The organism is Pseudomonas sp. SDO524_S393 (assembly GCF_054071875.1).
Genome location: NZ_JBSVVZ010000001.1, coordinates 222,163 through 238,160, shown reverse-complemented (window position 1 = coordinate 238,160; position 15,998 = coordinate 222,163). Strand labels below are relative to the sequence as shown.

The window sequence follows — 15,998 nt, the reverse complement described above, 5'->3', positions numbered from 1 at the left end:
CCCTCCATCAAAACGTCCGGATACCCGCCGGAAAACGCCGTAGCATCACAACAACATCATGCTGCGAATTGTTGCGAACCCTTGTGAACTTCGGCGTCTTCACCGTCGTACTGTCATACGCTGGTGTCAGTTCCGACCCGCCCCCCGAGGCGCAGACGATGGCGAAGATACAAAACGACACCCCCTCTTCTTCCGGTAATCCCACCCCTGGCTCGCGTTTCGAGTCGGTGCTGGAGCATGCCCGGGTACTGGCCAAGGGCAAGCCCGACGCCACGCCCCCGAAAGAAGCCAAGGAGGGTGACGCAGCGCCCAACTTCACCGATTACAAAAGTATCGAAGCCCCGGGCAAACACGGCAAAGACACGATCCGCTACACCACCCGCGACGGCCAGGAAGTACAGGTCAACCGAGCCACGGCACCCAAGCTGTATGAGCAGGTACTCAAGGACCAGCTCACCCAACAGGCTCAGGCTGGCGGCTACACCCTTTCCGTGGACAACGGCGACACCCTCAGTTACGCCGACCACATCACCGACATCGACACCAGCCGTGCCGACCAGGGCGTGATCACCTACAAGTTCGGCGCCAACCAGTGGGTAGTCAACAGCACCCTCACCCCGGACACCTTCAAGCGGCTGCAACATGCCAAGGACGCGCTGGCGTTCAAGAAGGACGGTTATCAGCTGGTGGGCGGTACCCAGACCCTGCCGGCCAGCAGCAGCGAATACAAAAGCATCGAACACAAGGACAATGGCGTGACCCTGGTGGAAACCAAGGACGGCAAGCGCTTCGCCATCTCCGAATCGCTAAACCCCGAGCTGTCAGCACAACTGGGCTACCAGACAGACGTGCAGAAACTCCTCGATAAGGGCAAGGCCAACGGTTATGAGCTGGTCTCCTCGCTCCCCAGCGATTACGACATCACCAAACTGAGCGTCGAGTCCATCGATGAGAAGACCGGTGTGATCCAGTTCCAGTACGACGGCAAGAAATACCTGTTGCCGCCGGGCGACGCCAGTGAAGCCGAAGTCAGCCTGCCGCCGGGCATTCGTATCGGCCTGGCCGGCGCCAACGACAAATCCCCAAGCCTGGAACTGCGTGGCACGCGTTTGTATGAGCTGCTCGACGCCCTCAAGAAGACCGAGGGCACCGTGGCCCATGACGCGTTGGTCAACGCGATCAAGAACAAGGACTACCTGGCCCACGACACCGAGGCACCGACATCGGTCTCCGACATCGCCAATATCCACGCCTACAGCGAGGGCGGCGTGCAGGTGGTCACCCTGAAAAACGGCAAGACCATCACCGTGATCGAAGCCCTGGCACCCGAATCGTTTCAAGCCTACGGCGAAGCCGGCAAGACCCTGGATGGCATCACCCGCGCCCAAGGCGACGGTTATCGCCTGGCGACCAAGGACGACTACCTGCCCTCCACCGAGGATATTTCCAGCGTCGGTGGCGTTGGGGATTATGGCCCTGGCCTGATCGCCTTCACCTACCGCAAGCCCGGCGGCCAGGAAGAAAAGATCGTGGTCAGCCAGGCCGACAATCCGGAAATGTTCGTGCAGATCGCAGGGTACCGCGGCGATGTCAATACGCAGATCAACGACGTCGACGAGCTGCGCAAGCAATACGGCCTGCCGCCTTCCAGCGAGCTGAACGTCAATGACTTGCCGACCACCGAAAAGGACGATGAAGGCAAGCCGCTGAGCGTCCAGGACCTGATGCTGCAAAACATGATCAAGGAGTACCGCGCCGGCATCGAGAACGGCAGCATCGGCACCGACGATCCGCGCGCCAAGTTCCTGCGGGCGATGGAAGCCAAGAGCATGGCCGACAACGGCATGACCGTCATTCCGGAGCATGGCCGCGGCTACAAGTCCGATGCCAGCGACCCCATCGACGTTACCAGCCGCGATGTGCGCGAAGAGATTTTCGACGTCAAGGCCATTGACGAGACCCTGGCCGAGCTCAGCACCGACAAAACCATCTCCGCCGACATGGAGCGCTTCGACAAGGACGCCCGCAGCAAGGTGGAAGGCGGCGAAGGCAAAATCACCGAGGTTGAGGACAAGCTCAAAAGCAGCGCCAACTCCGAAGGCTTTCGCAACTACATCAAGGCCCTGAACGATAGCGGCAAGACCGAGCTAGCCCAGCAGGAAATCCAGCAGACCTACCTGGGCCTCGCGCAGATCGACCCCAAGGCCGCCGAGCAGTTCAAGGGCGACCTGAGCCGCGACACCATGATCATGGACCTCGACACGATCCTCGGTGACCCGAGCAAGATCAGTGAGGACAACAGCGCACTGGCGGCCATCGACACCACCAAATACTGGCTGCGCGCTGCGCGGGGCATGACCGACATCCCGACCCAGTTGATCAATACCTGGGAAACCACGGTCGAGAAGTTCATGAACAACAAGGCCGACGCCGCAGCGTTCAGCAAGATCTACGCGGAGTTGGGCGACAAATACATGCGCAGCGGCACCATCACCCAAGCGGACATCCAGGACGCACTCGCTGCCGAGAAAAACGCGTTCAAGTCGCTCTCCTCCACCGAGAAAGACAGCCTCACCAAGATGTTCACCACCATGAAGGACACCGGCACCCTGGGCTCCATGTCCGGCATGTTCGGCCTGGCGCGGGGCATCTACCAATTGCACGGCGATCCGGGCCACATGGCATCGACGCCTGAAGGGCGGCTGGGTATCGCCGCCGACTTCATTACCTTCGCCAGTTTCTCCAACGGTTTCATGACCCTGGGCTCGAAAACCGCCGACCTCATCCTCAAGACCAACATCTATGACAACCTGGGCTTGAGCAAGACCATTCCTGACATGTGGCGCAAACCGCCGGGCGCGCCTGTGCCGCCGATCGATATCAAGTCGGATCTCGCCGCGCATCTGGCCGACCAGGGCTTCCTGCCGGATAAGCCGGACATGAGAGTACCGGACGGCAAAGGTGGCTTCCGTGTTCAGTCCGGCGGTGGCAACAGCGGTGGGTCGTGGATTACCGATGCCAAAGGCGGCAATGCCGTTCGCGGTACCGGTCTGGACAAGGCGTCCACCTACGCCAACTATGATCCCGAAGCCTTCAAGGCCGGTTATCTGAACGGCGAATACAACACCAAATACCGCATCGCCGGTGCGGGTAACGCCAGTCGCATCGCCGGTTCGGTATCACGCTTCATTGGCTCTTCCGCCGACCTCGCCGGCGCGGTCACCGGTATCGTGCTCGGCGCCTTCGGTATCCGTGACGGCCTGAAAAACCATGACTCGCTGCAAACCGCGTCGGGGTTCCTCGGGGTGTTCGGTGGCGCCAGCGGCGTGGTTGCCGGTGTGGCCAGCGTCAACGGTGCCTGGGGCTTGATCGGCGGTACCGCCGGCCGCGTCATCGGCGCCCTCGGCCCGGTGGGGTTTGTCGTTGGTGCGACCCTGGGCTTTATCGGCGCGATCCTGGGCACCATCAAATCGAAGAAACTGCACAAGATTTCCGGGCAGAAATGGGACCAGCTCAAGCAATTCGAAAAAGATGGACTGCTCAAGCCCGACGGCGCGAAAAACTACGTGTGGCTGCAAACCTACCTGGCCAACTACCGCCAGCGCGACGCGCCCGTGGGCCAGAGCGTCTTCGACTTCCGGCGCAAGGAATTCACCGGCGAAGACAAGACCCACAACGACTACATCGGCGACGGCTTGAACGAGCTGTCACGCGGCGTGGGCTGGGCCAGCGGCTTCGAATACAAATTCATCGATGACGAGGGCAAGGAACACACCTACGTCACGGGCTATGGCTACCTGACGCCGGAGGAGAAAGACTTGCCGACGTTCCAGGGCGACTAGGCGTACAAAAAAGTTATGCCCTATGCCTGGGTCATCTTGGGGATTGGCAGTGGTTGAAAAAACACTGCCAGCAGGGCCATCGCGCCGGGCACTTTCCCACCAACAATACAGATCCAATGTGGGAGCTGGCTTGCCTGCGATGACTGCGGCACAGTCGATAGAGATGTCGACTGCCCCAACGCTTTCGCAGCCTCGCCGGGGCTCGACAGCTCCCACAGGGGGCTTGTAGTGGCTGAAAAAACGTCGTCAGCAGTACCATCGTGCCGGGTGCTTTGTTGCCAACAATGAAGCTAGGCATAGGGGTACTACCAGTCAGCTAAGCGCAACGACACGAAGGCCACAACCCAAGATGACAAATGTAGCCTCTCTGTAACCCACACCTTGTGCACCTCCGGGCCGCTCTCTAAGCTGGCCGATCCTTAGACGCGGCCCGGAACCCTCATGTCTCGAAGTATTGCCCACCTTGCCGTGCTGTTGGGGTTGATCACCGCCATCGGCCCGTTCGCCATCGACATCTACCTGCCTGCCCTGCCCACCCTGGGCGCGAGCCTTCATGCTTCGGCGTCTGCGGTGCAGATGAGCCTCACGGTGTTCTTCATGATCATCGGCGTGTGCCAGCTGTTCTACGGGCCGGTCAGCGATGTGTTCGGGCGCAAGCCGCCGATCTATGCGGGGTTGGGGATTTTTATCCTGGCGAGTATCGGCTGTGCCCTGGCGCCCACCATTGAAGTGCTGATCGGCTTTCGCGCGTTGCAGGCGTTCGGTGCCTGCGCCGGCATGGTGATCCCGCGTGCGGTGGTGCGTGACCTGTACACCGGCCATGAAGCTGCGCGTCTGATGGCCTTGCTGATGCTGGTGATGAGCGTGTCGCCGATTCTGGCGCCACTGGCCGGCAGCCTGGTGATTTCGTTGTGGAGTTGGCGCGAAGTGTTCGGGGTACTCGCCGTGGTCGCGCTGCTGTGCCTGCTGATGACCTTTGTGCAGTTGCCGGAAACCCATCCGCCCGAGCGGCGGCTGGGCAAGACCCTGGGCAGTGCGTTCGGCAGCTACGGCGCGTTGCTGCGCGATCCGGTATTCACCGGCCTGGCGGTGGTCAGCGGGTTTGGCTTGGCCACTTTTTTCGTGTTCATCGGCAGCGCGCCCTTCGTGTATATCGAATACTTCGGCTTGACGCCCACCCAGTTCAGCCTGGGATTTGCGCTGAACGCCGCGTCTTTCTTCGCCATGAGTCAACTGACCGCGCGCCTGAGCGCACGCTATGGCCTGGCCCCGGTGATACGTGCGTCGGTCAAAGCCGTGGCGGCGATCATGGCCCTGCTCGCACTGACCACGCTGTGGGTCGACAGCCTGGCGCTGATGATGGGCTTATTGTTCATCGGCTTCGGCTTCCTCGGCCTGCTGTTGCCGGCCGCCGGAGTGCTGTCCCTGGAAGAACATGGCGCCGAGGCCGGCTCGGCCTCGGCCCTGCTTGGCGCGATCCAGATGATCACCGCCGCCGTGTGCATGACCCTGGTCGGGGTGTTCGCCGATCACACGCCGGCCCCCATGCTGATCGGTATCGCACTGTGTGCCATCGCCGCGATGCTCACGGTGATGTGGACGCTGCGGCGCTTGCCCGCTCATCCGGCGAGCGCCCCGCCCTCCTCCTGATCGCGGCCCAGTTGCGCCAGATAGGCCCAAGGGTAAATGCCGCGCTGGTGTCCGTCGCTGAACACCAGTTGCACGCCATAACCCTGCGGGTGGATCTCCACCACCCGCACGGTGTCCGACACGCGGGGTTGGCTGCCCCGCAGCCGGAATGCCCGGCATTGTGAACACGGGCACTCGCGACGCAGGCGCGCGGGGTGAATCCACTGCGTGCCCTCTGCCCACTCCAGGCGCAGGCGCCCTTCGACGCTTTTGCCGATGGCTTTCGGGGCGACGCTCATTGCAGTTGCACCAGGGCAATACGCACCGCCTTGCGTACTTCCGGGTCACCATCGTCGGCGGCAGCCTGCAACGCCGCCAGCGCCTGGCGGTCACCCAACTCACCGAGGGCCAGTGCGGCCTCTTTACGTAGATTGCTGATGCTGTGCGCCAGGGTCTGGATCAAGGCGTCGAGGGCCGGCGCATAGCGCAAACGTCCGAGACTGCGGGTGGCACGCAGGCGTACTTGCCAGTAGTCGTCCGCCAACGCCTGCACCAATGCACTGCCGGCACTGGCGCTGCCGACCTTGCCCAGCGTGGTCGCGGCCTCTTCACGCACTTGCCAGGCCGGGTCCGACAGCGCCTGGAACAGCGCGGGCAATACCCGGTCATCGCTGGCCAGCCCGAGGGCGCCGGTGGCCGCGCGGCGCACGTCGGTGTCGGGGTCGCCGCTGGCCAGGGCCGCCAGGGCGTCGAGGGCTGGCAAGTGCTTGAGCCAACCCAGGACGCCGACCGCTTCACGACGAATACCCGCATCGTCATCGTCCAGCGCCCGTTGTGCCGCCGGTGCCGCCGCTGCCAGGCGCAACTCGCGCAAGGCGCGGAATATCGCGGTACGCACACTGACCTCGGCATGCTCGGTCCACGGCAGCAGCAGCGTGCCCGCCTCTGCCGTCTTCAACACGCTCAAGCTCTGGGCGGCGGCCTCGCGCACCGAGGGCTCGGCGTCGGTCAGGGCTTCGCACAGCGCTTGTACCACCTCCCCCTCTTCCCAGGCTTCCAGCAACGCGGCGGCCTGGGCGCGTACGTCGACGGCCGGATCGTTGCGCAGGCTGTCCACCAGCCATTCCAGACCGTCGGGGTCTTCCAGGTCGGCAAGGTCGATCAGCGCAATACGGCGCGTGGCCGCGTCCGCGGCTTGCAGACGTGGACGCAGGGTTTCTATTTCAGGGTTATAGGTCATATGGCAAATCGCGGTCTGGAATGATCAGTGGGCAGCCCGAGCGGGTTCAGGCGAGGCAGCTGGCGGCCATCTTCATGGTGCAGCAGCTCCAGGCAGTGGCGCTTGAGGTGGGTGAACTCCGGCGCCGTCATCAGCTCGGTGTGACGTGGCCGTGGAAAGGTCAGCGGGAAGTCTTCGATGATCCGCCCCGGTCGCGGGCTCATCACCAGGATGCGGTCGGCGAGGAACAGCGCCTCGTCGATGTCATGGGTGACGAACACCACCGTGGTGCGGATCTTCGTCCAGATGTCCAGCAACAGGCTCTGCATCTTCATGCGTGTCAGGGCGTCCAGCGCGCCGAAGGGTTCGTCCATCAGCAACAGGCTCGGGCGGTTGACCAACACCCGGGCAATCTCTACCCGTTGCTGCATGCCGCCCGACAGCTGGTTCGGCCAGCGGTCGGCGAACCCGTCAAGGCCCACCAGCGCGAGGATTTCATCGGCGGCAGCGAGGCGTTCGGCCTTGGCCACGCCGCGCATCTTCAGGCCGAAGGCAATGTTCTCGCGCACGCTGCGCCACGGAAACAGGGTGTGCTGTTGAAACACCATGCCGCGTTGTTGAGACGGCCCGACCACCGCCTGCCCGTCCATCTGCAAACGGCCCTGGCTGGGCACCAGGTGGCCGGCCAGCGCGCCCAGCAGGGTCGACTTGCCACAGCCCGACGGGCCTAGAATGCACACGAACTGCCCCGGCTCGATGCTGCAATTGAGCGCCTTGACCGCCTCGAACGCCTGGGCGTGTTCACCCAGGACGATGGACAAGTCACTTATTTCGACGCGACCTTCACGTGCACTCATCAGGCTTTACCTCGCGGGCGATGCCAAGGGGTGAACACGGCGCCCAGGCGCTTGACCAGCCAACTGCTGCCCATGCCCAGCACGCCGATCAACAACATGCCGACCACAATGTCGGCATAGTTCTGGATGGTGTACGACTCCCAGGTGTAATAGCCAATGCCGAACTGTCCCGAAATCATCTCCGCCGTCACCAGGCAGAACCACGAGGTGCCCATGCCGATGGCCAGCCCGGTGATGATGCTCGGCCCGGCTCCCGGCAGCACCACTTCCTGCAGGATTGCCCGGCGCCCTGCCCCGAGGCTGCGCGCCGAAGCGATCAGCCGTGGGTCGACGCCTTCCACGCCATGGACGGTGTTGAGCAGGATCGGAAACAGCGCGCCGGTAAAGGTGATGAACACCATCGACAGTTCTGACGAAGGAAACATCAGGATCGCCAGCGGAATCCATGCCACCGCCGGAATCGGCCGTATCACTTCCAGCGGCGGCAGCAGCACATCCTCGGCCCATTTCGAGCGGCCAATGGCAATGCCCAGGCCGACGCCCACCAGCACCGCCGCCAAATAACCCTCAAACACCCGAGTCAGGCTGGCCCCCAGGTGACGGGCCAGATTGCCCGAGTCCATCAGGCCCAGCGCTGCCTCCACCACCGCGCCTGGGGTGGGCACATTGGCGAAGGTCACCAGCCACAGGTTCCAGTGATGGCTGGCGGCGAGTTGCCAGAACAGCAGGCATGCCAGCAGCGAAGCGGCACGCGGCAGCCAGCGATAAGCAGGCGTCGTCATCGGCGGGTTTCCTGTCAGCGACCGGCGACGGCTTGGGCGCCGGCGCGGGTGAAGTCGAACACCTGGCCGCCTTGGGCGTCGGCGAACTGTTGTGCCTGGCCCTTGAGCAGGAACGCGCTCAACTTGCCCTGACGGTCAGTGGCGAACCACGCCTGGTTGGCGAGCAGCTTGATGCCACTGTCTTCGGCCTGGGCGTACACCGCGCGCACGGCCTTGCCGTCTTTTTTCAGGCTGGCCAATGCGCTGAACGCAGACTCGGCCGACGCGTAGTCACGGACCTTGGGTTCGCCTTTCACCCAGATCTGCGCCACGTGTTTCCAGTCGGTGATCGGTTGGCCGGTCAACGCATCGTTGGCCTTGAGCGGGGTCTGGGCGTAGTTGCTCAGTTGCGCCTGGTAGTCCAGGCCCGACGCCTTGAAGGCGGCGCGGATGTACTGGTCGTCGATAAAGGTGTTGAGGTCCAGGCCACGGTCGGCCTTTTTCAGCAACTTGAGGGTGTCGATGGCGGTGCCGACGGCCTGGCGGTATTCCGGCTTCCAGCTCAGGTCGCGGGTCTGCACACCCAGCGGGCCGTGGAACAGGTAGTTGACCTCGGCTTCCACGCCGGTGACTTTCTCGATCAGCTCGCTGTATTTCTCGGGTTCTGCGTTGAGCAACTGGTTGGCTTCCAGACTCGCACGCAGGTAAGCGACCACGATTTCCGGGTACTGGCGGGCGTAGCTTTCATCCACCAGGGCGCCGTGGAAGGTCGGCGTGTCGGACTGCGAACCGTCGTAGATCTTGCGTGCGAAGCCCCGGTTGGGGAACAGCTCGGCAAACGGCACGAAGTCGGCATGGGCGTCGATCTTGTTGGCTTGCAGCGCAGAACCGGCCACTTCCGGCGCCTGGGCGATGATGTTCACGTCCTTGAGCGGGTCCCAGCCCTGGGCGGCCACTGCGCGCAACAGCATGCCGTGGGCCGTGGAGGCGAATGGCACGGAAATGGTCTTGCCCTTGAGGTCGGCCAGGGACTGCGCGGTGGACTCGGTCGGCACCACGATGCCGTTGCCGCTGCCCTTGATATTGCCCGACAGCACGCTGATGAACAGGCTGTGCTTGCCGGCGCCTTCGAACGCCACGCCGTTGAACGCGCCCGGGAAGTCGGCCATGGCACCGAAGTCCAGTTTGCCGGCCACCATCTCGTTGGTCAGCGGCGCGCCGCTGGTGAAGTTTTTCCACTGGATGTCATAGGTGGCGTCCTTGTACTTGCCGTCATGGGGCAGGTACTTGTCGAGCAGGCCCAGCTCACGGATCAGCAAGCCGCCGGCGACACAGTTGATGGTGGTGTCCTGGGTGCCGATGGCGACCCGGATGGTTTGTGCCTGTACCGACAGGCTCAAGGAAGCCAGCACCAGGCTGGCAAAGGTTGCGCGCAAGAACATTGGGTGTTTCCCCTCGAATCATGTTTTAGAGTCGTCTCCGCCGTGATCGGGCACGGTGGGAAACGAGGGGGTACGGCAGTGGCGTCCGGGGTTGGCGGATGGCTTGGAGTCGAAGCGCTCAGCGCAGCAGGTACGGGATCTCGACCTTGACTGCGCCGGTTGGGCAATCCTTTTCGCAGGGCATGCAGTACCAGCATTCGTCGAATGCCATGTAGGCCTTCTGCGTTGCCGGATTGATCGCCAACAGGTCCATCGGGCACACGTCGACGCACACCGTGCAGCCTTTCTCGGCAATGCACTTGTCTTCGTCGATCGTCACCGGCGCGTTGGAGCGGAAAAATATTTCCTGGGGCTGGTAGGCCATTTCACGGTGTCCTTGGCGCTTTGTGCGCTCTCTGTGCGGGGTGTTGGAATTCGCAGGCTTGGCATTTTTTGTGGTGAGCGGGCTTGTCAACCCATCGGCCAATCGATGTAATGCTTCACGCCGCATCCGCCCCGACCCGCAAACGGTCATAGGCCTGCAACTCCTCGGCATCCAGCGGGATCACATACGGCTCCACCGGTCTCTTGAAGCTGACCATCTGCCCGTCTTCACCCTTTTTCAGGTGGCAATGGCAGAACCAGTCGGCGTCATTGCGTTGCGGATGATCGACTCGGTGGTGGTACAGGCCCCAGCGGCTTTCGGCGCGATACAGCGAGGCGCGGGCGGCCATTTCGGCGCAGTCGCGGATCACGCTGGTTTCCATCGCGCGCATCAGCTCATGGGGGTTGTGGGCTTTCATCTGGTCCAGGTCACGCTCGATATCGCTGAAGCGCTGCAGGCCGATTTCCATCTTGCGCGTGACCTTGGGCGGTTGCAGGTAGTCGTTGACGAAACGGCGCAGCTTGTATTCGACCTGGGCCGGCGGCAGTCCGGTGTCGCGGTCCAGCGGCGCATACACGCGAGCCTGTTCGGTGGCGACCTGCGCGGCGCTCACTGCACTGAAATCCCGCTCGGCCACGTAATGCGCCGCGTTGGTGCCGGCGAACCAGCCATAGGTAAACGCCCCGAGCATGTAGTTGTGCGGCACGGCGGCCATATCGCCGGCCGAGTACAACCCCTTCACCGAGGTTTCCGCGCGCTCGTTCACCCACACGCCGGACGCCGAATGCCCGCTGCAAAAGCCGATCTCGGAAATGTGCATCTCGACCATGTCGCTGCGGTAATCGGTGCCCCGGTTGGCGTGGAACTGGCCACGGCTCGGGCGTTCGTTGCTGTGCAGGATGGTTTCGATGTTCTGGATGGTTTCCTCGGCCAGGTGATCGAGCTTGAGGAACACCGGCCCATTGCCGCTTTCGAGTTCCTGGTGGAACTCCCACATCATCTGGCCGCTCCAGTAATCACACTCGATAAAGCGTTCGCCCTTGTTGTTGGCGGTGTAGCCACCCAGGGGACCGGTGACGTAGGCGCAGGCCGGGCCGTTGTAGTCCTTGATCAACGGGTTGATCTGGAAGCACTCCAGGTTCGCCAGCTCGGCGCCGGCGTGATAGGCCATGGCGTAACCGTCGCCGGCGTTGGTCGGGTTTTCGTAGGTGCCCATCAGGTAGCCGGAAGACGGCAAGCCCAGACGTCCGGCGGCCCCGCAGCACAGGATCACGGCCTTGGCCTTGATCACCTGGAAGTCAGCGGTACGGCAGTCGAAACCCATCACACCGTTGACCGCGCCTTCATCGTCCGTGAGCAGGCGCGTGCACACCAGGCGGTTGGTGATCGCCACCCGTGCGCGCTTGAGCTGGCGGTACAGCACTTTCTTGATGTCATGGCCCTCGGGCATCGGCAGCACATAGGCGCCCATGTGGTGCACCTTTTTCACCGCGTAATCGCCGGTTTCGTCTTTCTCGAACTTGACGCCCCAGCGGTCCAGTTGTTCGATGGTTTCGAAACTGTGGGTGGCATAGGCGTACACCGCCGCCTGATTGACGATCCCGTCGTTGGCGATGGTGATTTCCTTGGTGTACTGCTCGGGGGTGGAGTGGCCGGGGATGATCGCGTTGTTCAACCCGTCCATGCCCATGCTGATCGCGCCACTGCGCTTCACATTGGCCTTATCCACCAGCAGCACCCGCAAGTCGCGGTTGGCTTCTTTGGCCTTGATCGCTGCCATCGGTCCGGCGGTGCCGCCGCCGATCACCACGATGTCGTATTCCTGCTCCACGGTGTTGCGGCTCATGGGCGGCTGCCTCGTTCACGGTCAATGCGCAGGCGGTACTGGAAGGCATCGCCACGGTAATACAGGTGTTCAAAGTCCACGGGCTGGCCGTCGGCGGTGTGGGTCAGACGTTCGATGTGCATGATCGGCGAGCCGGGCTCGACGTTCAGCGCCTGGGTCAGGTCGCTGTCGGCCAGCACCGCGTCGATGGCCACGTCGGCGTGGCCCAGTTGCAGGCCGCAGTCGTTTTCCAGGATCAGGAAGATGTCGCGCGTGACCAGGTCGGCCTTTTCCAGGCGCTCGCCGAGGGATTGCGGCAGATAGGTGATTTCCAGCGACACCGGCTCGCGGTTGAGCAGCCGCACGCGCTTGATCTGCGCCACCACGGTGCCCTCTTCCACGCCCAGGCGCAGGGCGACTTGTTTGTCCGCCGGCACGAAGCGAAAGCTGCGCAGGCGGTTGATCACTTCAAAGCCGCGCCCGGTCATGGATTCCGCCAGCCCTTGCAAGGTGCTGACGTTCTGGAACGCCTTGGGCTTGGACACAAAGGTGCCCTTGCCGTGGATCTTGTAGATCAAGCCTTCTTTCTGCAGGTCGCCCAGCGCCTGGCGCACGGTAATCCGGCTGACCTTGAACCGCGCGCCCAGCTCACTTTCGGAGGGCATCTGCGTATTGGCCGGGTACTGTCCGTCGAGAATGCCGCTGCGCAACAGGTCGCGCAGTTGGGCATGCAACGGAATGCTGGAGAGCGGAGATAAGGCTGCGGTGGATTCGTTCATCAAGGCCACTTGTCATAACGAGTTATGACGTGATCTTAAGAAGTCTAACGGCTGACTTGGAAATACCGTTTATGCATAAGCTTAAAGCCGACGCCCCACCGACAGATCGGTGGGGCGCACGGGTCAGTCCTTGAATTGGGTCAACTGCTGGTTCAGCGAGCCGGCTTGCTCGCGCAGGTTGACAGACTGGTCCAGCAGGCTGCGAATGGCCAAGTCATTCTGTTCGGAGATGCGGCTGACGCCCTGGATCGCCACGGACAGTTCTTCGCCGGTGGCCGCCTGGCTTTGGGTCTGGCGTGCGACTTCACTGATGCGCGTGAGAATATCCTCGGCGTGCTGGCGAATCTGATCGACACCCTGGGCCGAAGTGCTCAGTTGCGTCACACCCTGGCGCACCGCTTCGCCCACCTGCTGCACGTTGGCCACGGTGTTGTGCACATCCGAACCGATCGCGCTGATCATGCCGCTGATTTCACCGGTAGAGCGGCTGGTGCGCTCGGCCAGTTGGCGCACTTCATCGGCCACCACGGCAAAGCCCCGGCCCTGCTCCCCTGCACGCGCCGCTTCGATGGCGGCGTTCAGCGCCAGCAGGTTGGTCTGGTCAGCGATACTGCGGATCACGGCGATGATGCCGGCGATTTCCTGGGAACGTTTTTCCAGATCGCCCACGGTGCTCGCTACCACGTCCATGGTCTGGTCGATATGGGTAATGCCGTGCAGGGTCTGAGTCATGTCTTCGGCAATCTGACGGGTCAACACTCCGGTATTACGCGCCAACTGCTCGACGTCCTCGGCCTGTTGTGACATTTCGGTCACCGAATGCGCCAGCGCGGTGATGCCGCATGCCATCTCCTCGGTAGCGGTGTGTTGCGCCGTGGCGCGCTCGGCCACGGCCTGGGTGGTATCGCCCAGGTGATTGGAGATTTGCGTCAACGCGCCAGTGCTCTGGCGAATAGTGCCCACCAGGCCGCCCAGGCGCTGGATGAATTGGTTGAACGCACCGGCCAGCTTGCCGGTTTCGTCGCCGCTGCGCTGTTCGAAACGCAGGCCCAGTTCCCCCTCCCACGCCTGGATCCCCGCGGTCAGCCCGGCCAGTGGTCGAATCTGCCAGGCCAGCAAGTACCACAGCACCAAGGCCAGGGCCAGCAATGCAAACAGGCCGATCAGCACGGCGGTATAGAGAAACTGGTTGATCCCCGCCAGCGCTTCGGCCATCGGGTAAGCCACCATCAATCCCCAGGTGTTGGGTGCTTTGCCGATGCGCACCGGTTGCAGCACATAGTTCCAACCCTCGCGCTGGAAGCTGTAAGCCTGGCCAGCCTTGATCGCGGTTTTGGCGGCGTCGGGCAAATCAGTGGCCGGTTGCCCCAGGCGCTTGCTGTCCGGATGGCTGGCATACAAGCCGTTGCTGGAAACCAACGCGCCGTAACCGCCGAAGGCATCGATCTTCGCCAACTGACGGTTGATGCTCTCCAGCGGGATATCCACTCCGGCCACACCCAAGGCTTTGCCGCCCTGCAACAGGGGCACCATGATCGACACCAACATCAGTTGCTGGCCGCTGCCGGTGGCGTACACGTAAGGTTCGGACGCCCAGGGTTGGGCGCTGCGCAGGGGGCGATAGTAGTACTGGTTGTCGGCGTTTTCCGGGGTGTAGCCGGCCAGTACTTCCGACTTGATCGAGCCGCCGGCACGGTTCCAGTACGTCAGGTAACGGCCGGTGGCGTCGTGGTTGGGCGCGTTGATGAAATCCGCGTCCTTGCCGTCGAAGCCATTGGGTTCCCAGTACTGGCCCAGGCCGAGCAACTGCGGGTTGGCTTCGAGCAATTGACGCGTCGCGGCGTCGGCGCTGCGGCGGTCAACGTGTTGTTGCTGCATCGCCGTAGCCACGCTGGCCAGGGACTGGGCCACGGTAAACCCGACCCCCAACTCTGTTTCCACTTCCCTGGCATTGGCCTGGACGATCGAGTCCACCAGCGCCGAGGTTTCCTTCACCGAAGTGCCATAGGCGATGGACGCAATGGACCCCAGCAACAACGCCATGACCACAACAGCACCGATCAGGGCGGTCCAGAACAACTTAACGTGTAAAGAGCGATTAGGCATGAGTATTCTCAAAGAAGCGATTCATCAACCCCGCAGGCCACCGTTCTTTCAAGGCGACGGTTCTGCATCGGGGTTGACCCGAAGTGATATCATATAGCCATCACCTCTATCGGCGCACCTTGAGCCTCGTGCAAATGACGGTCAGGTCACGGGTTCGAGCTACAAATCGAAGCGGTCGACCGCACGCCGGCGCTCATTGTTGTCGCGCACGTCATAACTGGCAGTGGTCTGGATGTTGGTGTGATGCGCCAGTTTCTGCGCAATCGACAGGTCATGTTCTTCGATCACCCGGGTGATGAAGGAACGGCGAAAGTCATGGGGCATGATCTTCACGCCCACCTGCTCGCCGCGCTGGCGGGCGATGTAATAAATCGCGTGTTTGGTGATGCGCTCGCGGGTGATGTGGCTGCCCCGGCGGATGCGGTTGAACAGAAAGCTGTCGTCCTGTTCGCCTGCCTTGAGTTGATCGCGACGGTATTCGAGCCAGGCTTGCAGCTTGGCGAAGGCCCAGGCCGGGGCGTACTTGACCAGTTCCTTGTTGCCCTTGCCGATCACCCGCAGGCTGCGCTCCTCGAAGTTGAGTTGCGCCAGGTCCAGGTTGACCGACTCGGACTTGCGCATGCCCGAGCCATACAACAGGCCGATCACCGCAGCATCGCGCAGGCCCTGGGGGCGCGGGTCGGCGGCGCAGACGTCCATCAATTCACGGATCAGCGTGCGTCGCAGGTTGCGGCCCTGGCCCAAACGCGTGCCGGGCGTGGCCTTGACCGTGCGCATTTTCAGCAAGTGTTCCTGGCTGATCAGGCTCATGCGCCAGGCTTCGTTCATCACGCCACGCACTGCGTTCACGTACAACGACGAGGTATTCGGCGCGTAACCGTCTTCCCGCAGTGCCGCCACCAGGGCGATGACGTGCTCGGGTTGCAGCAAGTGCCAGTCGATGTCTTCGAGGTTGATGTCTTCAAAGCCCAGGCGGTCGGCGGCATCCTGCAGCACGTAGCGCATGGTCAGTTGGCTGGAGGGGGCCAGGCGGGTGAGGTAGAGGGTCAGCGGGTTGCGGATAGACTCAGTCAAGGTAGATCAGCCTTTGGATTAAATACCTTGAACAAGCCTTTGTTTAATCAAGGTATTTAGTGAATTGGCGAAGGCCGAGTCTACCCCAGGGTCGGCCTTC

12 protein-coding genes are annotated in these 15,998 nt (G+C 62.6%); 2 read left to right on the top strand and 10 right to left on the bottom strand.

Going from position 1 to position 15,998, the window contains the following annotated elements; translation table 11 throughout:
* The first annotated feature begins 158 nt into the window (after positions 1 to 158).
* Both ACW9IB_RS01115 and ACW9IB_RS01110 read left to right on the top strand, forming a co-directional pair.
* On the top strand, positions 159 to 3,842 hold the full coding sequence (locus ACW9IB_RS01115; RefSeq protein WP_457411892.1) for a hypothetical protein: 3,684 nt from the start codon (positions 159 to 161) through the stop codon (positions 3,840 to 3,842).
* Between the two features lie 441 nt (positions 3,843 to 4,283).
* Complete coding sequence (locus ACW9IB_RS01110) at positions 4,284 to 5,492, top strand: multidrug effflux MFS transporter (protein ID WP_457411891.1); 1,209 nt, start codon at positions 4,284 to 4,286, stop codon at positions 5,490 to 5,492.
* On the opposite strand, the gene ACW9IB_RS01105 is transcribed toward ACW9IB_RS01110, so the two are convergent.
* The 10 genes from ACW9IB_RS01105 to ACW9IB_RS01060 all read right to left on the bottom strand — a co-directional run bounded on the left by ACW9IB_RS01105 (position 5,462) and on the right by ACW9IB_RS01060 (position 15,898).
* A complete protein-coding gene (locus ACW9IB_RS01105; RefSeq protein WP_457411889.1) occupies positions 5,462 to 5,770 on the bottom strand; it encodes a DUF971 domain-containing protein in 309 nt (102 codons plus the stop codon). The two genes, ACW9IB_RS01110 and ACW9IB_RS01105, sit on opposite strands and share 31 nt — an antisense overlap.
* The gene (locus ACW9IB_RS01100; RefSeq protein WP_457411888.1) at positions 5,767 to 6,711 is read right to left on the bottom strand and encodes a HEAT repeat domain-containing protein; all 945 of its coding nucleotides are present in this window, start codon (positions 6,709 to 6,711) and stop codon (positions 5,767 to 5,769) included. Before ACW9IB_RS01100 ends, ACW9IB_RS01105 begins: the two co-directional genes overlap by 4 nt.
* A complete protein-coding gene (locus ACW9IB_RS01095; protein ID WP_457364469.1) occupies positions 6,708 to 7,547 on the bottom strand; it encodes an ABC transporter ATP-binding protein in 840 nt (279 codons plus the stop codon). The genes ACW9IB_RS01100 and ACW9IB_RS01095 overlap by 4 nt, the downstream gene beginning before the upstream one ends.
* Positions 7,547 to 8,329: an ABC transporter permease gene (locus tag ACW9IB_RS01090; RefSeq protein ID WP_457411886.1), complete on the bottom strand. Its 783-nt coding sequence runs from the start codon at positions 8,327 to 8,329 to the stop codon at positions 7,547 to 7,549. Before ACW9IB_RS01090 ends, ACW9IB_RS01095 begins: the two co-directional genes overlap by 1 nt.
* Before the next feature lie 14 nt (positions 8,330 to 8,343).
* Positions 8,344 to 9,750, bottom strand: coding sequence for an ABC transporter substrate-binding protein (locus ACW9IB_RS01085; RefSeq protein WP_457411885.1), 1,407 nt, complete (start codon positions 9,748 to 9,750; stop codon positions 8,344 to 8,346).
* 118 nt (positions 9,751 to 9,868) lie between these two features.
* The gene (locus ACW9IB_RS01080; protein WP_028616162.1) at positions 9,869 to 10,114 is read right to left on the bottom strand and encodes a 4Fe-4S dicluster domain-containing protein; all 246 of its coding nucleotides are present in this window, start codon (positions 10,112 to 10,114) and stop codon (positions 9,869 to 9,871) included.
* Positions 10,115 to 10,229: 115 nt separating this feature from the next.
* Entirely contained in the window at positions 10,230 to 11,960 is a 1,731-nt protein-coding gene (locus ACW9IB_RS01075) for a fumarate reductase/succinate dehydrogenase flavoprotein subunit (RefSeq protein ID WP_457364466.1), read from the bottom strand.
* Positions 11,957 to 12,718, bottom strand: a complete 762-nt coding sequence (locus ACW9IB_RS01070) for a GntR family transcriptional regulator (RefSeq protein ID WP_457364465.1) — start codon at positions 12,716 to 12,718, stop codon at positions 11,957 to 11,959. The genes ACW9IB_RS01075 and ACW9IB_RS01070 overlap by 4 nt, the downstream gene beginning before the upstream one ends.
* A 123-nt stretch (positions 12,719 to 12,841) precedes the next feature.
* Entirely contained in the window at positions 12,842 to 14,824 is a 1,983-nt protein-coding gene (locus ACW9IB_RS01065) for a methyl-accepting chemotaxis protein (protein WP_457364464.1), read from the bottom strand.
* A 159-nt stretch (positions 14,825 to 14,983) separates the two neighbouring features.
* Positions 14,984 to 15,898 carry a site-specific integrase gene (locus ACW9IB_RS01060; RefSeq protein WP_457411884.1) on the bottom strand — a complete coding sequence of 305 codons (915 nt, stop codon included), beginning with the start codon at positions 15,896 to 15,898 and terminating at the stop codon, positions 14,984 to 14,986.
* Between the last annotated feature and the right edge of the window lie 100 nt (positions 15,899 to 15,998).